The following is a 21,888-nucleotide window of genomic DNA, read 5'->3' on the forward strand; positions in this document are numbered from 1 at the left end:
CACTTGAAATTCAGGCTATCTCTGCAGATTCGGCCTTTTCGGCGGCGACGCTGCCTGCCGCCGCGTCCGTGCGGCCCGCCCAGGCGCTGCACATTTCTGCCGGCAGCGAACTTTTGCGCTGGATCAGGTCGTTTTTGGCGAACAGTTCGGCGATCCAGTCGACGAACACGCGCACCTTGTTGCTCAGGTGCCGGTTCGGCGGATACACCACGTGCAGGGGCACGGCGCCACCGCACCACTCGGTGAACAGGGGCTCCAGCTCGCCGCTGCTGATGTGGTCCTGCACCAGGAAAGTGGCCGTGTGCAACACGCCCAGGCCTGCCAGTGCTGCGACCACGCCGGCCCGTGAATCGTTGACCGACAACCGGTGGCGCCCGTCTAGCGTGATGGTCTCGCCGTCGCGGTAATACTCGAAGTTGTACATCTTGCCGTTGCGCGGGGACGCGTAGCGGATCAGCTTGTGGCTGTCTTCCAGTTCTCTGGGGTGCCTGGGCTTGCCATGGCGTTTCAGATATGCCGGCGAGGCGCAGGACACCAGGTAGAACTCTCCGATGCGTCGCGCCACCAGCGACTGATCGGTCAGTTCGCCGCCGCGCACCACACAGTCCACGTTCTCCGCAATGATGTCGACCTGCCGGTCGCTGACGCCGAGTTCCAGCTGGATGTCGGGGTAACGCGTGTAGAAGTCCGGCAAGGCCGGGATGATCACCGTCAGGCCCAGCGAGGAGGGCACATCGACCTTGAGCCGCCCGCGCGGGCTGGCCTTGGCGCGCGACATGCTCGATTCGAGTTCCTGCACTTCTCCCAGCAGGCGACTGGCCTGTTCGTAATAGGCGGCGCCGTCCACCGTGACGGCCACCTTGCGCGTGGTCCGGTTCAGCAGCTTGGTGTCCAGGTCTTTTTCAAGGTCCTGGATAAGCCGGGTCACGGTCGCCTTGGGCAGGTTCATGGAATCGGCCGCCTTGGTGAAGGTGCCGGCTTCCACGACGCGCACAAAAGCCTGCATGGCGGAGAACTTGTCCATGAAATCTGTCCTGAGCTGAATGGGAAAAAGAGGTAGGTTGAAAGACGCCTGGGGATGATTCTGCCGCGTATTTCCGTTCATTGTTTCTGTGGTGAAACAAACAATATCCAGAATGGGTATTTATTAAGCGCTCGCTCGAACCTACATTCTGCTGCATTGCAACAACGGCGCCGCGCGGCGGCACACCCCATGTCTGGTTCGCACCTTTTATCGTCTTTGGCTGCCGGCGCCTGGCCTGATGGACGGGACCAGCACATCACTATGGGGCCGGATGGCGGGCTTGATGTCCGGATTTACGGCAGGCACCCCGACAGCGTCACCGACCCCGTCCCGCTGGTGCTGCACTTTCATGCCGGGGCCTTTGTGGCCGGATCGCTCAGCCAGGGCGCCTGTGTTGCCGGCTTGCTGGCTGACGCCGGCGCCGTGGTGGTTTCCGTGGACTATCCGCTGGCGCCTGCCCATCCTTTTCCCCAGGCGGTTGAAACAGCTTACGCGGCGCTGGCGTGGGCCTGGAAAGCCAGGAACAAGCTGGCTGGCAGGAGTGTGCGCTTGTTTGTTGCCGGTGAAGAGGCCGGTGGCAATCTCGCAGCCGCCCTTGCGCTGGTGGCACGCGACCGGGATAGCCCCCGGCTTGCCGGCCAGCTTCTGCTGTCACCCATGCTGGACGCCTGCATGGCCACGGCCTCGCTGCGCGATGTACATGCCGGCCCGGTCGGCTGCACCTGGGCGGACGGCTGGCACCAATACCTGCCGCGGCAAGAAGATGCGGGCCATCCGTACGCTACGCCCGGTACGGCGCTGCGGCTGGCTGGCCTGCCACCGACCTTGCTGCTGACTTCCCGGGACGATCCGCTGCGCGACGAGACGCTGGCGTATGCCGCGCGCCTGCGCGCCGCCGGGCTGGAGGTGCGCGAGGTCGTGCTGCCCTTTGAAACAGGCTGGCCTGGCAGCTATCTGAAGTCTGGTCGCGCAACGACCGACTGGACCACGGTGGTCCGGCGGCAGTTCAGTGACTTTTTCTCAAGCGCAGCCACGGCGCTACCCGATCGGCAGCTTGCTCTTGCAGGGCCACAACGCCCCTGGCCGATGGTCGATCGCGATTGCCCTTGACCCGCCAAGGTTTTTGGGGTCAGTGATTTGACCTTGCCATGGCGGAAAGCCTGACAGTTCCACGCAGATTCGCATTTTTTATCAATTCACGAAGGGTGTTCACCATGCCATTGAAGCATTCAAACGACAACAAGCGTCGCCTGCTGACCGGGGGGCTGGCGGTGCTGGCCATCGCCGGCATTACCGCCACCGCCTTTGGTGTCTCCAGCTCCGCCACCTCGTCGGACGCGCCGGCCGGGCCGCCGGCCACACCGGTGTCGGTCGCCACCGTCGTGCAGAGCGAGGTGGCCGCCTGGGATGAGTTCTCGGGACGGCTCGAGGCCGTCGAGCGCGTAGATATCCGTCCGCGTGTGGCCGGTACTCTCCAGGCGGTGCATTTCCGCGAAGGCGCGCTGGTCAAAAAAGGCGAGTTGCTGCTGACGATTGATCCCGCGCCCTACGCCGCCGAGGTACAGCGGGCCGAAGCCCAGGTCGGCGCGGCGCAGGCGCGGGTGGCCCAGGCCAAGGGCGAGTACGAACGTTCGCAACGCCTGTGGAGCGAGCAGGCCATCTCGAAACGTGAGTTCGACGAGCGCAGCAACGGCCAGCGAGAGGCTGATGCGAATCTGCGCGCTGTCCAGGCCGCGCTGCATACCGCGCAACTGAGCATGGGTTACACGCAGGTCCGCGCACCGGTGGCCGGCCGCGTCGGCAAGCTCGAGCTCACTGTCGGCAACCTGGTTGCCGCCGGCCCGGGCGCGCCGGTGCTGACGACGCTGGTGTCGGTCAGCCCGATTTATGCGAGCTTCGACGCCGACGAGCAGGTGGTGGCAAAAGCCCTGCGCGATGTGAGCGGCGGCGGCGAACGCAAGCTCGAGCGCATCCCGGTCCAGATGGGTACCGCCGCTACGATTGACACGCCGTTCCAGGGCCGCTTGCAGCTGGTGGACAACCAGGTTGATGCCAAAAGCGGCACGGTGCGCGCCCGCGCGGTCTTCGACAACAGGGACGGCCAGCTGATGCCCGGCCAGTTCGCGCGCATTCGCATGGGTCAAGCGACGCAGGTCATGGCCCTGCTGGTCAATGAACGCGCCGTCGGGACCGAACAGAACAAGAAATTCGTGCTGGTGGTCGGGGCCGACAACAAGGCGGTGTACCGCGAAGTCACGCTGGGCGCTTCGGTGAACGGCTTGCGCGTCGTCAAGAACGGTCTCGCACCCAACGAACGCATCGTGGTCAACGGCCTGCAGCGTGTGCGCCCCGGCGCGCTGGTGGTGCCTCAACCGGTCGAGATGTCCGCCAAGGCCGAACTGCTCAATGCCGACAAGCCGGTCAAGGTAGCCGCGAAGTAATTAATGAATGAACGCAGGGGCACCAGCTTCTGCCTGAACAAGAAGAACTCCCATGAATCTTTCTAGATTTTTTATCGACCGGCCGATTTTTGCCGGCGTGTTGTCGCTGCTGATGCTCATCGCCGGCCTGGTCGCGTTGCGCGGGCTGCCGATCTCCGAGTACCCGGAGGTGGCGCCGCCCTCGGTGGTGGTGCGCGCCCAGTACCCCGGCGCCAACCCCAAGGTGATTGCCGAAACCGTGGCCATGCCACTGGAAGAATCCATCAACGGTGTTGAGGGAATGCTCTACATGGGCAGTCAGGCCACCACCGACGGCGTGATGACGCTGACGGTGACCTTCAAGCTCGGCACCGATCCTGACAAGGCGCAGCAGATGGTGCAGAACCGCGTCTCGCAGGCCGAGCCGCGCCTGCCCGAGGAAGTGCGCCGGCTCGGCGTAACCACGGTCAAGAGCGCGCCCAACATCACCATGGTGGTGCACCTGGTCTCGCCGAATGACCGCTACGACATCAACTACCTGCGCAACTACGCGGTGCTCAACGTCAAGGACAGACTGGCGCGCATCCAGGGCGTGGGCCAGGTGCAGATCTTTGGCGGTGGCGACTATTCGATGCGTGTCTGGCTCGACCCGCAGAAGGTCGCGCAGCGCGGCCTCTCGGCCAGCGATGTGGTGGCGGCGATCCGCGGTCAGAACGTGCAGGCGGCCGCTGGTGTGGTCGGTGCCTCGCCGGGTCTGCCGGGTGTGGACATGCAGCTGTCGATCAATGCCCAGGGCCGGTTGCAGAACGAGGAGGAGTTTGGCGACATCATTGTCAAGACCGGTAGCGACGGGGCCGTAACGCGTTTGCGCGACATCGCCCGCCTCGAGCTGGGCGCTTCCGACTATTCCCTGCGTTCCCTGCTGAACAACAAACCTGCGGTCGGCATAGGCGTTTTCCAGGCGCCGGGTTCCAACTCGCTGGAGATTTCCGGCGCCGTGCGCCAAACCATGGATGAACTTGCGAAAAACATGCCCGAAGGTGTGGAATACCGCATCGCCTATGACCCGACGCAGTTTGTACGTGCCTCGATCAAGTCGGTGATCACGACCCTGCTGGAAGCGGTGGCGCTGGTAGTGCTGGTGGTGATCCTGTTTTTGCAGACCTGGCGCGCCTCCATCATCCCGCTGCTCGCGGTGCCGGTGTCGGTGGTTGGCACTTTTGCCGTGCTGCACCTGCTGGGATTTTCGATCAACGCGCTCAGCCTGTTTGGACTGGTGCTGGCCATCGGCATCGTGGTCGATGACGCCATCGTGGTCGTGGAAAACGTCGAGCGCAACATCGAAGCCGGGCTCACGCCGCGCGAGGCGACCTATCGCGCCATGCGCGAGGTCTCCGGGCCCATCATCGCGATTGCGCTGGTGCTGGTGGCGGTGTTTGTGCCGTTGGCCTTCATCAGTGGCCTGACCGGCCAGTTTTACCGCCAGTTCGCAGTGACGATAGCGATCTCGACCGTGATCTCAGCGATCAATTCGCTGACCCTTTCGCCAGCGCTGGCAGCCCTGCTGCTGAAAAGCCACGACGCGCCGAAAGACGCGCTGACGCGCGGCATGGACCGCATCTTCGGCCGCTTCTTCGCCGGCTTCAACCGCCTGTTCGCCCGGGGCGCCACTGCCTACAGCAGCGGTGTCAAGGGTGCGATCTCGCGCAAGGCACTGATGTTGGTGATGTATCTGGTGTTGGTAGCGGCGACGGTCGGTGTCTTCAAACTGGTGCCCGGCGGTTTTGTACCGGCGCAGGACAAGCAGTACCTGATTGGTTTTGCGCAGCTGCCCGACGGCGCCACCCTGGACCGCACCGAAGACGTGATCCAGCGCATGGGCCAGATCATGAAGGCCAACCCGAACGTGGAAGACGCAATTGCCTTCCCGGGCCTGTCCATCAACGGCTTCACCAACAGCTCGAACTCGGGCATTGTGTTTGCCACGCTGAAGCCCTTTGCCGAACGCAAGCGGGCCGACCAGAGCGGTGGCGCAGTGGCGGGCCAGCTCAACGGCGCGTTTGCCGGCATCCAGGACGCCTTCATCGTGATGTTCCCGCCGCCGCCGGTGGAGGGTCTCGGGACCACTGGTGGCTTCAAGTTGCAGCTGGAAGACCGCGCCTCGCTGGGTTACGACGCGATGGATGGCGCAGTGAAGGCCTTCATGGAAAAAGTGTCACAGGCGCCCGAAATTGCGGGCACCTTCACGAGCTGGCAGGTCAACGTGCCACAGCTGTACGCCGACATTGACCGCACCAAGGCGCGCCAGCTCAATGTGCCGGTGACCGACATCTTCGACACCATGCAAATTTACCTGGGCAGCCTGTACGCGAACGACTTCAACAAGTTCGGTCGCACCTACAGCGTGCGTGTGCAGGCTGATGCGCCCTACCGCGCGCGCGCCGAGGACGTGGGCCTGCTCAAGGTGCGCTCGACCACCGGCGCGATGGTGCCGCTGTCCGCGCTGATGAAGGTGCAGTCCAGCTTCGGCCCCGAACGGGCCATGCGCTACAACGGCTATTTGTCGGCCGATATCAGCGGTGGCCCGGCGCCCGGTTATTCGTCGGGCCAGGCGCAGCAGGCCATCGAACGCATCGCGGCCCAGACCCTGCCCAAGGGCATCAGCTTCGAGTGGACAGAGCTGACTTACCAGGAAATCCTGGCCGGCAACTCTGCCGTGCTGGTGTTCCCGCTGGCCATCCTGCTGGTCTTCCTGGTGCTGGCTGCACAGTATGAGAGCCTGACACTGCCGATCGCCATCATCCTGATCGTGCCCATGGGCCTGCTGGCGGCGATGACGGGCGTGTGGATTTCGGGCGGTGACAACAATGTCTTCACGCAGATCGGGCTGATGGTGCTGGTAGGGCTGTCGGCAAAAAACGCCATCCTGATCGTCGAGTTTGCGCGCGAGCTCGAGTTTGCCGGCCGCACGCCGGTGCAAGCCGCGATCGAAGCCAGTCGCCTGCGCCTGCGCCCCATCCTGATGACCTCGCTTGCTTTTGTGATGGGCGTGCTGCCGCTGGTGTTGTCCACCGGCGCTGGGGCGGAAATGCGCTCGGCCATGGGTGTGGCGGTATTCGCCGGGATGATTGGCGTGACGGCCTTTGGCCTGTTCCTCACACCGGTGTTTTACGTGGCGCTGCGCCGCATGGCCGGCAACCGCCCGCTCAAATTGCACGGCGAGGTACCGCACATCGAAGCCTTTGCCGGCGGTGGTGGTGCACCGCTGCATGGTCAGCCGGCCGCACGCATCGCCCACCACGAATAAATCAGAAACAGCCAAGGAGTCAGCATGAACCACACCTCTTCCCTACTGCGCACCGCGCTGGTCCCTTTGCTCGCCGCCCTGGTGCTGGCCGGTTGCGCCACGCCCGCAGCCGTCGATCCCGCCAGCTTGCCGGCCACACCGCCGATCTTCAGGGGGGAGCAGGACCCTTCGCGCGTGCTGGCAACGGCGCCCGCCAGTGCAGAGGCACACACCCAGGGCCGATGGTGGACGGCATTTGCCGACCCGGTGCTCGACCAGCTGGTCGAGCAGGCCGGCCGCAACAACACCAGCGTGCAGGTCGCGGCCGGCCGACTGACCCAGGCGCGTGCGCTGTTGCGGTCCACCGATGCCAACCGCTTACCGCAGATCGACCTCGGCGCCGGCGCAGTGCGCCAGCAAAACAGCACAACCGGCAACCGGCCGCGAACCGTGCTCAGTGTGGGGGCCAATTTTTCCTATGAAGTGGATCTGATCGGCAGGCTGTCACTGGCCTCCGATGCTGCATCGCTGGATGCCCTGTCTCGCGAGGCGCTGCTGCGCAGCACGCAGTTGCTGGTGCAGGCCAATGTGGCACAGACCTACCTGCAGCTGCGCGCCCTCGATGCCGAACGCACGCTGGTACGGGACACCCTGCAGGCTTACAGCAACACCCTGCGCCTGACCGAGGTGCGCTTCCGGGAAGGGGACGTGGCAGAACTGGACGTGGCACGCGTGCGCACCGAAGTCGCCGCCACCGAGTCGGAAGCGCTGGCGTTGGACCGGCGCCGCGCCGAGCTCGAACACGCGCTGGCCGTGCTGGTCGGCGAGGTGGCCTCCAGCTTCGAAGTGAAGCCGGCCGAATGGTCCACGGCTCTGCCTGTGATTCCGGCCGGCGTGCCCAGCAGGGTGCTGGTTCGGCGGCCCGATGTGTCTGCGGCGCAGACCAGCATGCAGGCGGCCCAGGCGCGCGCCGGCGTGGCCAAAGCCGCCTGGTTTCCGAGCTTTGCGCTGACCGCCAGCGGTGGCTACGCGGCGCCTGAAATCGGTGACTTGTTCAAGTTGGCGACGCGTGCCTGGGGTGTGGGCGCCTTGTTGTCCTTGCCGATTTTTGATGGGGGCCGGCGCGAGGCAGGCGTGCAGAACGCCAATGCCGAACTCGACATCGCGCTGGCGAACTACCGCGAACAGATCCTGGTGGCCTTCCGGGAGGTCGAGGATCAGCTGTCGGCGCTGCGCCTGCTGGCCGGGCAGTCAGAGGCGCAGTCGCGCTCGGTCGCTTCGGCCGCACGCGCCACCGTGCTGTCAGGTGCGCGTTACCGCAACGGTTTTGTCAGCCAGCTCGAACTGCTGGATGCCCAGCGCAGCGAACTGCGGAATCGGCGCGAGGCGCTGCAGGTTCGCGCAGCACAGTACCTCGCCACGGTGGGGCTGATCCGTGCTTTGGGCGGCGGCTGGTCAGTTTGAGCATCCCTATCGGCGCGCACGTCGTGTAGCGCCTTTTCCCTTGCAGGGGGCAGGCGCCTGCGGTCCGGCGAAGCCGGTCCCGCGGCCCCTGCTGGTGAAGATTTGCACACCCCCTGTTGAGGCCCATGCCATTTATTGCTATGTAATTTATAGCTGCTTGCGCCCGCTGAATAAGGGCTAGAGGCCGATTTGATTCATAAGTCTGGGTTCACGGCGGCTTGCCGGCTGCCAGATGGCCCAGCGGCAGCGCGCTGCTGGCCTTGACCTCACCCAGCGAAAAGCTGGTGTGCATGTCTTTCACATTGGGCAGGTTCAACAGGCTTTTCAGCGCAAAGCGCGAAAAGCTGTCCAGGTCCTGCGCCACCACCTGCAGCTCGAAGGTGCCGGTGCCGCTGATGTAGTGGCAGGCAATGATTTCCGGCAGCTTGCGGATGGCTTCTTCCATCACGCTGGTGGCGTCGCCAGTGTTGCGGTCGGCGTCCAGCCGCACAAAGGCCAGCACGCCGAGACCGATTTTCTGGCGATCGATCTCGGCCCGGTACCCCTTGATGAAGCCGCTTTCCTCCAGCGCCCGCACCCGCCGCCAGCAGGGCGCGGCGCTCAGGCCCACGCGCACGCTGAGTTCGGCATTGCTGAGGCGGCCGTCGGTTTGTAATTCATTCAGGATGGCGATGTCAAACTTGTCAAGTGTTTCCATATCCAGGCATTATGAGCAAGAATCTTTCTCAAACCCATGAAAACGAGGCATAAAAAGCAAAGACTTATCCACGCATCGCGCCTACACTTTGTTCATATATAGAGGCGCCGCCCTATCCGGGTGACCAGCTTCTTCCCCCGCCCACAAGGCGGCTCAGCCCACGACTGGAGACAAAGATGAACGCACCCCTGCCTGAACACATCCGCAAGGCGCTCGAGACGGTGACTTTGGACGACAAATATTCGTTGGACTATGGTCAGGCTTTCATGAGCGGCGTCCAGGCGCTCGTCAAGCTGCCCATGTTGCAGCGCCAGCGCGACGCCCTGCAGGGCAAAAACACCGCAGGCTTCATCAGCGGTTACCGCGGCTCGCCGCTCGGTGGTTATGACCAGTCCCTTGTGAAAGCCGCGCCTTTCCTGAAGGCGCAGAACATCGTGTTCCAGCCGGGTGTCAATGAGGAGCTGGCTGCCACCGCACTGTGGGGCACGCAGCAACTGGGCTTCTCGCCGCCCGGTACCAACAAGTTCGACGGTGTGTTTGGCATCTGGTATGGCAAGGGCCCGGGCGTGGACCGATGCTCTGACGTGTTCAAACACGCCAACATGGCAGGCACCACGCCCTGGGGCGGCGTGATTGCCGTGGCCGGCGACGACCATGTGGCCAAAAGCTCGACCGCCGCGCACCAGAGCGACCACATCTTCAAGGCCTGCGGTCTACCGGTGTTTTTCCCGGCCAATGTGCAGGAGATTCTCGACCTTGGCGTACACGCCTTTGCGATGAGCCGCTTTTCAGGCGTCTGGGCCGGCATGAAAACCATCCAGGAAATTGTCGAGTCCAGCGCCACGGCGATGATTGACCCCGTGCGCGTGCAGATCAAGCTGCCGACCGACTTCCAGATGCCGCCGGGCGGCCTGCATATCCGATGGCCCGACCATGCGCTGGAGCAGGAGGCGCGCTTGTTTGACTACAAGTGGTACGCCGCGCTTGCATACATCCGAGCGAATCGGCTGAACTACAACGTGATCGAAGGCCCGAACGACCGTTTTGGGATCATCGCCAGCGGCAAGGCTTACAACGACACGCGCCAGGCCTTGATCGACCTGGGGCTGGACGACGATGCCTGTCGCCAGCTGGGCATCCGCCTGCACAAGGTCGGCGTGGTTTGGCCTCTTGAAGCCCAGTTGACACGCGAGTTCGCCACCGGCCTGCAGGAGATTCTGGTTGTCGAGGAGAAGCGTCAGGTCATTGAATACCAGCTCAAGGAAGAGCTCTACAACTGGCGCCCGGACGTGCGGCCCAATGTGCTGGGAAAGTTCAGCGAGCCTGAGGGCGATTTTTCGGGCGGTGAATGGTCCATGCCCAACCCCATGGCCAACACCTTGCTGCGCGCCAATGCCGACCTGTCGCCGGCCATCATTGCCCGGGCGATTGCGCAGCGCCTCAAAAAGATGGGCGTGGATGGCGACATGGCCGCGCGCATCGACGCGCAGCTTGCCATCCTGCAAGCCAAAGAGCGGTCCATGCAGGTACTGGAAGTCAAGGGCGACCGCGCGCCCTGGTTCTGCTCGGGTTGCCCGCACAACACCTCGACTGTGGTGCCCGAAGGTTCACGCGCCATGGGTGGTATTGGGTGCCATTTCATGGCCACCTGGATGGACCGTTCCACGATCGGCTTCACCCAAATGGGCGGCGAAGGCGTGCCTTGGGTCGGGCAGCAGCCTTTCACCACCGACCAGCATATTTTTGCCAACCTCGGTGACGGCACGTACTTTCACAGCGGCTCGCTGGCGGTGCGCCAGTCGATTGCCGCCGGCGTCAACATCACCTACAAGATTCTCTACAACGATGCGGTGGCCATGACCGGTGGCCAGCAGGTGGGAGAACGGCCCGAAGGCCATTCGGTGGTGCAGATTGCCCAGTCCATGCGCGCCGAAGGTGTTGCCAAAATTGTGGTGGTGACCGACGAGCCGGAAAAATACGACAACGTGACGCTGGTCGAAGGCGTGGCGGTGCACCACCGCGACGAGCTCGATGCGATCCAGCGGCAGTTCCGCGAGATCAAGGGCACGACCGTCATCATTTATGACCAGACCTGCGCCACCGAGAAACGCCGGCGCCGCAAGCGCGGCACCCTGATCGATCCCGCCGTGCGTGTGGTCATCAACGAGCTGGTCTGCGAAGGCTGTGGCGACTGCAGCGTGCAGTCCAACTGCCTGAGCGTGGAGCCGCTGGAAACCGAATTCGGCCGCAAGCGCCAGATCAACCAGTCCACCTGCAACAAGGACATGTCCTGCCTCAAGGGTTTTTGCCCGAGCTTTGTCACGGTTGAAGGTGGTCAACTCAAGAAAAAAGCCAAGGGCAAGACGCCTTCGCCCTTCGAGATGGGTCCGCTACCCGAGCCGCGCATCCCCGCCACCGAAGGCGTGGACGGCAAGGTCTGGGGCATCGTGGTGGCCGGCGTCGGCGGCACCGGCGTCATCACCATCGGCCAGTTGCTGGGCATGGCCGGCCACATCGAGGGCAAGGGCATCGTTACCCAGGACGCTGGCGGCCTGGCGCAAAAAGGCGGCGCCACCTGGAGCCATGTGCTGATCGGCGCCAGCCTGGGGGACATCCGCACCACCCGCGTTGGCATGGCTGGGGCCGATCTGATCATCGGCTGCGACCCGATCGTGACGGCCGGAAAGGAGACGGTGCTGCGCATGCGCGAGGGCCGCACGCATGTGGCGCTCAATTCCTACAGCACGCCGACGGCGGCATTTGTGCATAACGCCAACTGGCAGAACCCGGCCGACGCCTGTGCCGCAGAGATCGTCAAGGCGGTGGGGGTGGCTGGCGTCGGCGCCTTCAATGCCGACGCGGCGTCGACCAAACTGATGGGCGACAGCATTTACACCAACCCCATGATGCTGGGCTACGCCTGGCAAAAGGGCTGGATCCCGCTGCAATATGCGTCGCTGATGCGCGCCATCGAGCTCAATGCCGTCGCCGTGGAGAACAACAAGACGGCTTTCGAGTGGGGCCGCCGCGCGGCCCACGACCTGGCCGCAATGGAAAAGCTGTTCGCCTCTGCGCAAGTGATTGCCATGCCGGCTCCGCGCCAGGGTCTGCAGGACCTGGTCGCGCGCCGGGTGGCATTTCTCACGGCGTATCAGAACGCGGCTTACGCCAAACGTTACGAAAATTTGGTAGGCCGCGTGCAGCAGACTGAATCGGCGCTGGGCAAGACTCAATTGAGCGAGGCCGTCGCCCGCTACCTGTTCAAGCTCATGGCCTGCAAGGACGAGTACGAAGTGGCCCGTCTGCACACCGACCGCAGCTTCCATGACAAGGTGGGGGCGATGTTTGAAGGCGACTACAAGCTCAATTACCACCTGGCGCCGCCCATCATCGCCAAAACCAATGACAGGGGTGAGCTGCAAAAGCAGAAGTTTGGCCCCTGGATGTTGACCGGCTTCAAAGTGCTGGCCAAGCTCAAGGGTTTGCGCGGCACCGCACTGGATCCCTTTGGCCGGACTGAGGAGCGCCGGATGGAGCGGGCGCTCATCGTCCAGTATGAAAGCTGCATTGAGGAGATCCTGCATTCTCTGACCGCCGGCAACCATGCGGCGGCGGTGGATGTGGCGCGTATCCCTGAGCTGATCAAGGGTTATGGCCATGTGAAGGCGCGTCATGTCGAGCAGGCGCAGCTGCAGTGGACCGTTGCGTTGGCGGCATTCCGCCAGCCGCAGGCTGTCAGGCCGCAGTTGGCCGCCTGACGCCGTACGCCCCCGGCGCAGAAAAGCAGTGTTTTCCCCGCGCCCGCCCGTTTCGGGTGCAGAGCCCCCGCCAGGCCACGGGTTACAGCTTCTTACCCGTAACCGGCCGCATACAATCAGGCCCTCTGCGCCCGCGGTGTGACCGGGCGTGCCTTACCCTTGTTGTGGAGTCTGCTGTGTTTATTTCTTCCGCGTTTGCCCAAACCGCCCCCGCTGCTGCTGCCGAAGGCGGCATGATGTCTTCGCTCACCAGCATGTTGCCGCTGGTGCTGATGTTTGTGGTGCTTTACTTCGTGATGATCCGCCCGCAGATGAAAAAGCAGAAGGAGCACCGCGCCATGATCGATGCGATCGCCAAGGGCGACGAGGTCGTGACGGCAGGCGGCCTGCTCGGCAAGGTCACGAAAATGGGTGAAGCCTACTTGGGTGTTGAAGTTGCCAGCGGGGTTGAAATCCAGCTGCAGCGCAGCGCCATCGTGCAGGTCCTGCCAAAAGGCAGCATCAAGTAAGCAGAAGACGGTTTCCCCTCAGGGCCGGCCCGCGCTGGCCCGTCCAGTCCCTTCGTTTCCCAGGAACAGTACGCTCATGAATCGTTATCCGGTCTGGAAGTACGCGATCATCGTCGCCGCCTTGCTGATTGCCGCGTTGTACACGCTGCCCAACTTTTTTGGCGAAGCGCCAGCCGTGCAGGTGTCCAGCGCGAAAACCAGCGTGAAGATTGACAGCACCACGGTGACGCGCGTGGAGCAGGCCCTCAAGGACGCCAACATCGTCCCCGAAGCGGTGAATTTTGACGCCACGTCGGTCAGGGCGCGCTTTGGCGATACCGACACGCAGCTCAAGGCCAAGGATGCGATTCAAAAGACCTTGTCGCCTGACCCCTCAAATCCTTCCTACATCGTGGCGCTCAACCTGCTGTCGCGCTCACCTGCGTGGCTGACCGCGCTGGGCGCGCGGCCCATGTACCTGGGACTGGATTTGCGCGGCGGTGTGCATTTCATGCTGCAGGTGGACATGCAGGCGGCGCTGACGAAAAAAGCCGAGTCGCTGGCTGGTGACCTGCGGCTGGTGCTGCGCGAGAAGAATATCCGCCACGGCGGGATCAATCGCAACGGCCAGGCCATCGAACTGAAGTTCCGCGATACCGCCGCGCTGGAAGCAGCCAAGCGGATTTTTCAGGACCAGTTTGCAGACTTGCAGATGGTGGAGACCCCTGACGGTGCCGAATACCGTGTGGTGGCACGCATCAAACCGGAAGCGGCCAGGCTGGTCCAGGACCAGGCACTCAAGCAGAACATGGTGACGCTGCACAACCGCATCAATGAACTGGGTGTGGCCGAGCCGGTGATCCAGCAGCAGGGCGTGGACCGCATCGTGGTGCAGCTTCCCGGGGTGCAGGACACGGCCAAGGCCAAGGACATCCTGGGTCGCACCGCCACGCTGGAAATGCGCCTGGTCGATGAAAGCAGCGAAGGCCGGGCGGCTGAACTTGGCTCCGGGGCCGTGCCTTTCGGCTCGGAGCGTTTTCTCGAGCGTGACGGCCGGGCCGTCATTGTCAAGAAGCAGGTGATCCTCACCGGCGAAAGCCTGACCGATGCCCAGCCCGGCTTCGATTCGCAGAGCCAGCAGCCCAAGGTCGATTTGACTGTGGATGCCAAGGGTGGCCGCATCATGCGCGACACCAGCCGTGAAAACGTCAAGAAACGCATGGCCATCGTACTGTTTGAAAAAGGCAAGGGCGAGGTTCTGACGGCGCCGGTGATCCAGAGCGAGTTGGGCAACCGCTTCCAGATTTCGGGCTCTATGAGTGTGGTTGAGGCCAACGATCTGGCCTTGTTGCTGCGCGCCGGTTCACTCGCAGCGCCCATGGAAATCATCGAGGAGCGCACGATTGGCCCCAGCCTGGGCGCAGAAAACATTGCCAAGGGATTCAACAGCGTGGCTTGGGGTTTCCTGGTGATCGTCGCGTTCATGGCGGGTTATTACATGTTGTTCGGCCTGTTTTCCGGGCTGGCGCTGGCGGTGAACCTGATGCTGCTGGTGGCCGTGTTGTCCATGCTGCAGGCAACCCTCACCTTGCCGGGCATGGCGGCAATGGCGCTGGCCCTGGGCATGGCGATTGACTCCAACGTGCTGATCAATGAACGCGTGCGGGAAGAGTTGCGCAATGGCGCATCGGCGCAGGCTGCCATTCACACCGGCTACGAGCGCGCCTGGGCCACCATTCTGGATTCGAACATCACGACGCTGATTGCCGGCGTGGCCCTGCTGGCCTTCGGATCGGGGCCTGTGCGAGGGTTTGCCGTGGTCCACACCATTGGCATCCTGACCAGCATGTTCTCGGCGGTATTTTTCTCGCGCGGACTGGTCAATCTCTGGTACGGTCGGCAAAAAAAGCTCAAATCCGTGTCCATAGGTACGATTTGGCGTCCGGCTGGCGACGCCGGGGTTCCCGCCAAGTCCGGCACCTCAGCACCGTCGGCCTAGACAACAGAACAAGAAAGAGGACCTCATGGAATTTTTCAAGATCCGCAAGGACATCCCGTTCATGCGGCATGCCCTGGTCTTCAATGTGATCTCGTTCACGACCTTTGCGTTGGCGGTGTTTTTCCTGTTCTCGCGCGGACTGCACCTGTCCGTGGAATTCACCGGTGGCACGGTGATGGAAGTGAGCTACTCCCAGCCCGCTGATGTCGAGAAGGTTCGCGGTACCGTCGCCGGTCTCGGCTTTACTGATGTGCAAGTGCAGAATTTCGGCACGACGCGGGACGTGATCATTCGACTACCGGCGCAAAAAGGCGTGACCACCGCGCAACAAAGCGACAAGGTGATGGAAGCCTTGAGGACCGGGGACCCACAGATCGTGTTGCGCCGGACCGAGTTTGTCGGTCCGCAGGTCGGGGAGGAGCTGGCCCAGGATGGTCTGAAGGCGCTGGCCATGGTGGTGGTCGGCATCATGATTTACTTGGCTTTCCGCTTTGAGTGGAAGTACGCGGTGGCAGCCATCATTGCCAACTTGCATGATGTCGTCATCATCCTCGGCTTTTTTGCGTTCTTCCAGTGGGAGTTTTCACTGGCGGTGCTGGCCGCGGTGCTGGCGGTGCTCGGCTATTCGGTCAACGAATCGGTGGTGATTTTTGACCGGATCCGCGAGAATTTCCGTCGCTATCGCAAGATGGACACTGTCCAGATCATTGACAACGCCATCACCTCAACCATCAGCCGCACCATCATCACCCATGGCTCCACGCAGATCATGGTGCTGTCGATGCTGCTGTTCGGCGGGCCGACGCTGTTTTACTTTGCGCTGGCGCTGACCATTGGTATCTTGTTCGGCATCTACTCATCCGTGTTTGTGGCCGCCGCGATTGCGATGTGGCTGGGCATCAAGCGTGAAGACCTGGTCAAACCGTCTTCGGGCAAAAAGGACGAGAACCCGAACGATCCCAATGCCGGAGCCGCGGTGTAAGCTGATGCTCCAGAATTGACACGGCCGTGGCTGCAAACAACAAACAAGACCTTCGCCTCGCACGGCAGGCGCGTGAGCAGTTTGTCGCTTGTGCTGCAGAGGTGATGCCCGCCCTGGCGTCAGAGATCAAGGCCCGGCTGTCGGCAGCAATGGATGAAGCGGGCAATGCCCGCGAGATGCAGGACCGTCGCGACGGCTGGATTTCCTTTCAGGAAAACGAAATCATCTGGATCAACGCCACCACGGACGCCTGGAAGAAAGCACTGGCCGCCCCGGAGGCAACCTATTCCATGCCGCTGGACAGCGGGAAATTCGAGCTGATGGGCAACGAGGTCATGGAGAACAAGATTCTCGCCTCGCGGCTGGCCCTGCGGTTGCTGGACAGTGCCAGCTGGGAACTCAATGATCTGCGCCTGCGTATTCAGGGCCTGGAGGGCGTCTCCGAATTGCCCAAGGAAGACATCCTGCGGCCCGAGGTGCTGTCACAAAACCTGGTCGAGCAGTGGACACTGGCGCCGTTGTCGCGGGAGTTGTGGCTGACGGTCCAGGACCTGATCCAGCAACGACTGACCGCGCATCTGCTGGAAGCGTACCGCGCAGCTAACGAATTCCTGATCAAGGAAAATGTCATGGTCGACATCGACCGCCGGGCGCTTGTCAAACGCACGCCCTCTGCAGCGCTCAACCCCCCAGCTACCATGCCGCCCCGGCCGACAGGTCTATCGGCGGGCGAGCGGGCATCCCTCTTGGAAGCCTCCCCGGGCGGCAGGCCCGGAGATGGCGGGTCGAGTGGATCAGGCGGATCCGGTCGAAACGGCGGCGGATCGGAGGACACGGGTTGGGACACTGCGAATGATTTTGTGTCGGATTCCAGCGGGCCCGACGCGGAGCCCGCGGGTCGCTATGGAGCATCTTCGGGTGTCGGTGGTTCCGATGGCACCTCAGGAAGTCGCGGCACGGCGTCGGGCGGTGCCAGTGGAGGTGGCGGTACCGGCGGCCCGGGAAGGAGCGCTCGGGCCGGTGGCGGCAGTGGGCGGGGCGGCAGATCCGGCGGCGCGAGGGCTGGCTCGGAAACGGTTGCCACCAGGCTCGACATCCAGGACGAAACGCGCATGCAAACCGGCACCTCGCCGCTGGCGCGAGCGCGCATGCGGGCACAGGGTGTCATGGGGCACCTCAAGCGGCTGCTGTCGGACCATGCCGTCGAGTTTGACCAGACCCAATCGCACCAGCCTTCGCCGCAATTGGCGCAGGCGTTGGCCAGGGTGCCGTCTGGCGGTAGCGGGGGTGAGGGCGGCGCCAGTTATGAAGGCACCATGGTCGATGCACCGGACCAGATTTACGGCGCGGTGCAGGTCGAGGAGGTGGCTGGCGCCCTGCGCCAGCGCACTGCCGCCCTCAAGCAGGCGGCGACCACGTCCAGTGAAAAGGCCACCATCGAAATCGTGGCGCTGATGTTTCAGAGCATCCTGGCGGAGGACCGCATTCCGCCCGCCATGCGGGTGTGGTTTGCCCGGCTGCAGATGCCGGTGCTGCGCGTGGCAATTTCCGAGCCTGAATTTTTTGGATCGCTGCAGCACCCGGCTCGCCGTCTGATCGACCGAATGGGATCCTGCGTGCTGGGCTTCGACGCCACGGTGTCGGGCGGCGCGCTTGAAATCGAGGTCAAGCGTGTGGTGCAGGTAATCGAGCAGTACCCCGAGACCGGGCGCCGTGTGTTTCAGCTGGTTTACGACGAATTCCAGAAATTTCTGTCGAAGTTTCTTTCCGAGCAAGGCAGTGCCGCTCGGGTGGTCACCTTGGCCCAGCAACTCGAGCAAAAAGAGACCATGGCCATCCAGTACACGATTGAGATGCGCAGCATGCTCAATGACATGCCGGTGCGCGAGGAGATCCGCGAATTCCTGTTCAAGACATGGGCTGAAGTGCTGGCGATCGCCGCGATGAAAAACGGTCCCCAGCACAAGGACACGATCACGCTCAAGCAGGCCGCAGCTGATCTGGTCTGGGCGGCGAGCGCCAAGCCCAACCGCAATGACCGTGCGCGCGTGATCGCCGATTTGCCCAAGCTGTTACAACTTCTTCGAATGGGCATGGCCATGCTGGGCATGGCCACGCCGGTCCAGGACCAGCACCTGAAGACCATCAGCGACACCCTGGCCGATGCCTTCATGTCCAAGACCGATGCGATTTCTGTCGAACGCATCGACGAGATGGCCAAGCGCCTGGCCAACCTGGAGGATTACCTCTCCGATGAGGACGTGGGCGATCTCCCGCTGGACACTGAAAACCTGGTCATGATGATAGGCATCGACGCCTCCGATCTGGCGGTGATTGCCGACGGCGGCAGCCGGCCCAGCGAGGCCATGCGCGCCTGGGCGCAGGAACTTCAGCTCGGCGCATGGTTCAGTCTGGACCACAACGGCCAGCTCAGCCACGTGCAGTTCGCCTGGCGTAGCGACCGCAAGCAGTTGCATTTGTTCGCGACCACCGATGGCCGAAACTTCCTGATCCAGGCACGCCGCCTGGCGGCCTACCTGCAGGCTGGCCTGCTGGTGCCCACCGAAGATGAGGCGCTGACGGTGCGCGCCACGCGCGATGCGTTGGCCAAGCTCGATGCCAACCCGGAGCGCCTGCTCGGCTGAAAATATCGCCCCCACGGTCGCTCACTGCGTGTAGCTCCCTGCCCCCCAAGGGGGCCGCTGCGCCTGCGGACTGGCGAAGCCAGATCCGCGGCCCCGGCTGGTTAAGAGGCGGCCCGGCAGGCCGCTTGACGAAGCAACCTTATGGCGACTTCCGCAGTGAGTGAACGTGGGGGCTAGTGTGCAATGCGGAAGTCCGCGTCGTCACAGAGCTCGTCGAGGACCAGGGCGTCGGGCTCTTCGCCAAAGCTCCAGTAGACCATCAGCACGATGATCTTGAGGTCGTCGAGCGCCAGCGGGTCGCCCGGGGCGGCCATGGCTCGGTCCATGACGATTTCCCGCATGTGCGCTGGCAACACGCCCGAGGACTCGAGAAAGCTGACGAAGCCCAGGGCTTGCGCACCCAGGTGTTCCTGCTCGGCGACCGAGTAGACGCGCAGGCTCCCGGCCGACTGGGCCTGGAAGCCCGGTGCGGCGGAAAGCGCTGCTACCGCGCCGGTATTGATCATCGAAGCCGCCTCGGGCGTGCCACGCTGGGTGTTCTGGGCCGCGATATTCAGGCCGTTGAGCCAGACCAGCGCCGCCTCGATTTCATCGGCTTCAAAGCCAACAGCGGTGAGTTTGCGGCTCAGCTGGTGCAACTCCGGGCAGGCGTCGCCTTGCCAATAATTTTCGTAAACATACACCAGCACTTCAAACATGCGTCCAATATAACGCAGTTTGTTAGGGCCGGTCGTTCGCGCTGCAGGGCCTGGCTCAGCCCAGGGACATGCGCTGAAACAGGCCACCGGGCAGCCTCGCCACGCGGTTGGCCAGTTCCAGCGCCAGCAGTTGTGCCTGCAACTCTGGCGTGGGCAGCCCGGTGCGCGCCTGCAATGCATCAAGGCTCACGGGGTCAAACCCCATGGCTGACAGCAAGGGCGACTCTTCGGGTTCGGGCTGGCTGTCAGACCAGGCACCCGTAGCCGCGCCCGCGTGCGGGAGCTGAAGTTCTTCAAGCACATCCTGCGCCGATTCAACCAGCTTGGCGCCCTGCTTGATCAATGCATGGCAGCCGCGCGACTGCGTTGAGTGGATGGAGCCCGGAATCGCAAACACTTCCTTGCCCTGTTCGGCGGCCAGGCGCGCGGTGATCAGAGACCCCGATTTCAGCGCCGCTTCGACCACCAGCGTACCCTGCGCCAGCCCCGAAATGATCCGGTTGCGCTTGGGGAAGTTGGCCGTCAGCGGTGGCGTTCCTAGCGGGAACTCGCTGATGATCAGGCCTTGCTGGGCGATCCGGTGCGCCAAGTCCAGGTGTTTCTTGGGGTAGACCCGGTCCAGCCCGGTGCCGACCACGGCAATGGTGGTGCCGCCACCCAGCAAGGCGCCGTCGTGGGCTGCGCCATCCACGCCGAGTGCCAGGCCCGACACCACGCAGAGATCCGAGGCGCCGAAGGTCCTGGCAAATTGCCGGGCGTTGTGCTCGCCCTGCGGCGTTGGGTTGCGGCTGCCTACCATGGCCAGGCAAAGTGCTCTGTTATTGATAGCTGACCACGCCCGCGAATCGGGGGCTCCAAGCATATAAAGCATGGAGGGTGGGTCTTCGATGTCGAGCAGTGCGGACGGATAACCGGGGTCGCCCAGGGTCACCACCTGCCGATCGTCGCCAGCCTGCAGCCATTGCAGCGTGGCCTCCAGCTGGCTGGCCAGGTTCTCCGGTGGAGTCAGCAGGGCGTTGGCGACCTTGTCGGGGCCGAGCTGGCGCAAGGTGCCGGCCGACTGCTCAAAAATGGCTTGCGCCGAACCAAAAGTGGCCAGCAGTTTGCGAGCAGTCGTGTTGCCCAGACCGGGCGTCAAGGCCAGACGCAACCAAGCGCCAAGTTCCGCGGCTTGCATGGCTGCACTGGTGGCGTGAGGGGGAGCTTGCTTTAGTTCGGGTTGATGAAGCGATCGCCCACTTTCGCGCCATCGACCACCTGCAGTACCAGCGCATAGGACACCTTTTCGAAGGTGCGGAAAACCATCAGCAGGCCGTTGCGTTCGTGGGGCAGCCTGATCTGTGTGCGGGGCGAATCCGTTCGGTCGGTCATCTGGACGCCGGTTTGCTGGATGGCCATCACGTGGCCCCGCTCCAGGCCGTCCCGGGCCCCGCGGTTGAGCACCACGACCTGGTTTTCCCCCGCATAACGTACGGCGCTGCCATAAATCGACACAATCTGCCCTTCGATCTGCGTTGCCGGTGCACGCGGCACATAGCTGAGCAGCTCACGCGGGGGCTCAGCCACCAGACGGTCACCGATGCGCATTTCTTCCTTGGCCACCACGATGTCTATGGTTGCGGGCACGATTTCGGTTGATACCTTGCCGTCCTTGCCCGTCACATTGGCGATGCTTTCTCCACGTACCAGCTCGGCCTTGCCTACAAACTGCGCTTCGTAGCCCAGAATTTCGCCAGTGGTCGGGTCTTTCAGCGGGGTGGCATTGCGGAAAACCCGGTAGTCGATGGGTTCGCCCCTGGCGTCGCTCAGGGGCTTGCCGCCTTCCTTGCTGCTGTAAACACCGCGCGCATAGGCGCGGTCACCGCGGCTGAGCAGCACACGGCCTTCCTGGGTGGCCACGATGCGGGGTGCCAGGGCAAAGGCGGCTTCGTCAACAATCAGCGCCTCGGAAAGAAAGGGCTCAATGGCTTGCGGCGACAGCGTGGGCACCGCAGCATCGGACAGTGACTCGTAACGCGTGCGGGGCGACACCCGAACCGTGCCGCCGGGCAAACCGTCGGCGCCGCTGCGTGTTGTACGCAAGATGGCGCGGCCATTGGCCTTCTCCAGGTACAGCTGCTGGCCCGGATAGATGCGGTGCGGGTTGCGGATGTCTTCGAGGTTCATGCCCCACAGCTCGGGCCAGCGCCATGGGCTTTTGAGAAACATGCCGGAGATGCCCCACAGCGTGTCGCCGCGCTTGACGGTGTATTCGTCAGGGGCATTGGGCACCAGCTCGGTCAGGGGCACGCCAGCTTGCGCCACCTGATTGGCTGTGGCGCGCTGGCCAGACGTGATCGGGAAATTCTGGGCATGCAAACCTGCTGCGCTGAGCAGCAGGGCGGCGGCCATTGAAATTCGAGTGAAACGACCAGACATAGTTTGCAT

Annotated in this window: 14 protein-coding genes; 9 read left to right on the forward strand and 5 right to left on the reverse strand. The window is 63.3% G+C overall.

Annotated elements, in window-relative coordinates; genetic code table 11:
* Nucleotides 1-10: 10 nt before the first annotated feature.
* Nucleotides 11-1,024: a LysR family transcriptional regulator gene (locus tag H0W47_RS06275; RefSeq protein ID WP_296921964.1), complete on the reverse strand. Its 1,014-nt coding sequence runs from the start codon at nt 1,022-1,024 to the stop codon at nt 11-13.
* A 261-nt stretch (nt 1,025-1,285) separates the two neighbouring features.
* Here H0W47_RS06275 and H0W47_RS06280 point away from each other — a divergent pair, with 261 nt between their 5' ends.
* The 4 genes from H0W47_RS06280 to H0W47_RS06295 all read left to right on the forward strand — a co-directional run bounded on the left by H0W47_RS06280 (nt 1,286) and on the right by H0W47_RS06295 (nt 8,194).
* Nucleotides 1,286-2,134 carry an alpha/beta hydrolase fold domain-containing protein gene (locus H0W47_RS06280; RefSeq protein WP_296921966.1) on the forward strand — a complete coding sequence of 283 codons (849 nt, stop codon included), beginning with the start codon at nt 1,286-1,288 and terminating at the stop codon, nt 2,132-2,134.
* Nucleotides 2,135-2,238: 104 nt separating this feature from the next.
* Nucleotides 2,239-3,465: an efflux RND transporter periplasmic adaptor subunit gene (locus H0W47_RS06285; protein ID WP_296921969.1), complete on the forward strand. Its 1,227-nt coding sequence runs from the start codon at nt 2,239-2,241 to the stop codon at nt 3,463-3,465.
* Between the two features lie 52 nt (nt 3,466-3,517).
* A complete protein-coding gene (locus tag H0W47_RS06290) occupies nt 3,518-6,751 on the forward strand; it encodes an efflux RND transporter permease subunit (RefSeq protein WP_296921971.1) in 3,234 nt (1,077 codons plus the stop codon).
* Nucleotides 6,752-6,775: 24 nt separating this feature from the next.
* Nucleotides 6,776-8,194, forward strand: coding sequence for an efflux transporter outer membrane subunit (locus tag H0W47_RS06295; protein ID WP_296921973.1), 1,419 nt, complete (start codon nt 6,776-6,778; stop codon nt 8,192-8,194).
* Between the two features lie 208 nt (nt 8,195-8,402).
* On the opposite strand, the gene H0W47_RS06300 is transcribed toward H0W47_RS06295, so the two are convergent.
* Nucleotides 8,403-8,891 (reverse strand): Lrp/AsnC family transcriptional regulator, encoded by a 489-nt coding sequence (locus H0W47_RS06300; RefSeq protein ID WP_296921975.1) that lies wholly within the window; start codon nt 8,889-8,891, stop codon nt 8,403-8,405.
* Between the two features lie 176 nt (nt 8,892-9,067).
* Between H0W47_RS06300 and H0W47_RS06305 the strand changes: the two genes are divergently transcribed.
* The 5 genes from H0W47_RS06305 (at nt 9,068) to H0W47_RS06325 (ending at nt 18,763) form a co-directional block, all read left to right on the forward strand.
* Nucleotides 9,068-12,649, forward strand: a complete 3,582-nt coding sequence (locus H0W47_RS06305) for an indolepyruvate ferredoxin oxidoreductase family protein (RefSeq protein ID WP_296921977.1) — start codon at nt 9,068-9,070, stop codon at nt 12,647-12,649.
* A 176-nt stretch (nt 12,650-12,825) separates the two neighbouring features.
* Nucleotides 12,826-13,158 carry a preprotein translocase subunit YajC gene (yajC, locus tag H0W47_RS06310; protein WP_296921979.1) on the forward strand — a complete coding sequence of 111 codons (333 nt, stop codon included), beginning with the start codon at nt 12,826-12,828 and terminating at the stop codon, nt 13,156-13,158.
* A 76-nt stretch (nt 13,159-13,234) separates the two neighbouring features.
* Nucleotides 13,235-15,136 (forward strand): protein translocase subunit SecD, encoded by a 1,902-nt coding sequence (gene secD, locus H0W47_RS06315; protein ID WP_296921981.1) that lies wholly within the window; start codon nt 13,235-13,237, stop codon nt 15,134-15,136.
* A gap of 25 nt (nt 15,137-15,161) precedes the next feature.
* A complete protein-coding gene (gene secF / locus H0W47_RS06320; protein WP_296921983.1) occupies nt 15,162-16,118 on the forward strand; it encodes a protein translocase subunit SecF in 957 nt (318 codons plus the stop codon).
* Between the two features lie 26 nt (nt 16,119-16,144).
* The gene (locus H0W47_RS06325; protein ID WP_296921985.1) at nt 16,145-18,763 is read left to right on the forward strand and encodes a DUF1631 family protein; all 2,619 of its coding nucleotides are present in this window, start codon (nt 16,145-16,147) and stop codon (nt 18,761-18,763) included.
* A 173-nt stretch (nt 18,764-18,936) separates the two neighbouring features.
* Here H0W47_RS06325 and H0W47_RS06330 read toward each other — a convergent pair whose 3' ends face one another.
* The 3 genes from H0W47_RS06330 to H0W47_RS06340 are packed head-to-tail and all read right to left on the reverse strand — an operon-like array spanning nt 18,937 to nt 21,852.
* Nucleotides 18,937-19,461, reverse strand: a complete 525-nt coding sequence (locus tag H0W47_RS06330) for a DUF494 family protein (RefSeq protein WP_296921987.1) — start codon at nt 19,459-19,461, stop codon at nt 18,937-18,939.
* Between the two features lie 55 nt (nt 19,462-19,516).
* Nucleotides 19,517-20,638: a DNA-processing protein DprA gene (gene dprA, locus H0W47_RS06335; protein ID WP_296921989.1), complete on the reverse strand. Its 1,122-nt coding sequence runs from the start codon at nt 20,636-20,638 to the stop codon at nt 19,517-19,519.
* A 32-nt stretch (nt 20,639-20,670) separates the two neighbouring features.
* Nucleotides 20,671-21,852, reverse strand: coding sequence for a LysM peptidoglycan-binding domain-containing protein (locus tag H0W47_RS06340; RefSeq protein WP_296921991.1), 1,182 nt, complete (start codon nt 21,850-21,852; stop codon nt 20,671-20,673).
* Nucleotides 21,853-21,888 lie beyond the last annotated feature (36 nt).

This window comes from Polaromonas sp. (assembly GCF_013817205.1).
Lineage (GTDB): Bacteria > Pseudomonadota > Gammaproteobacteria > Burkholderiales > Burkholderiaceae_C > Polaromonas.

What these genes read in the sequence shown, in the direction of transcription:
- H0W47_RS06275 (WP_296921964.1), bottom strand. Translation starts at nt 1,024, where the DNA reads ATGGACAAGTTCTCCGCCATGCAGGCTTTTGTGCGCGTCGTGGAAGCC.
- H0W47_RS06280 (WP_296921966.1), top strand. Translation starts at nt 1,286, where the DNA reads ATGGGGCCGGATGGCGGGCTTGATGTCCGGATTTACGGCAGGCACCCC.
- H0W47_RS06285 (WP_296921969.1), top strand. Translation starts at nt 2,239, where the DNA reads ATGCCATTGAAGCATTCAAACGACAACAAGCGTCGCCTGCTGACCGGG.
- H0W47_RS06290 (WP_296921971.1), top strand. Translation starts at nt 3,518, where the DNA reads ATGAATCTTTCTAGATTTTTTATCGACCGGCCGATTTTTGCCGGCGTG.
- H0W47_RS06295 (WP_296921973.1), top strand. Translation starts at nt 6,776, where the DNA reads ATGAACCACACCTCTTCCCTACTGCGCACCGCGCTGGTCCCTTTGCTC.
- H0W47_RS06300 (WP_296921975.1), bottom strand. Translation starts at nt 8,891, where the DNA reads ATGGAAACACTTGACAAGTTTGACATCGCCATCCTGAATGAATTACAA.
- H0W47_RS06305 (WP_296921977.1), top strand. Translation starts at nt 9,068, where the DNA reads ATGAACGCACCCCTGCCTGAACACATCCGCAAGGCGCTCGAGACGGTG.
- secD (WP_296921981.1), top strand. Translation starts at nt 13,235, where the DNA reads ATGAATCGTTATCCGGTCTGGAAGTACGCGATCATCGTCGCCGCCTTG.
- secF (WP_296921983.1), top strand. Translation starts at nt 15,162, where the DNA reads ATGGAATTTTTCAAGATCCGCAAGGACATCCCGTTCATGCGGCATGCC.
- H0W47_RS06330 (WP_296921987.1), bottom strand. Translation starts at nt 19,461, where the DNA reads ATGTTTGAAGTGCTGGTGTATGTTTACGAAAATTATTGGCAAGGCGAC.
- dprA (WP_296921989.1), bottom strand. Translation starts at nt 20,638, where the DNA reads ATGCAAGCCGCGGAACTTGGCGCTTGGTTGCGTCTGGCCTTGACGCCC.
- H0W47_RS06340 (WP_296921991.1), bottom strand. Translation starts at nt 21,852, where the DNA reads ATGGCCGCCGCCCTGCTGCTCAGCGCAGCAGGTTTGCATGCCCAGAAT.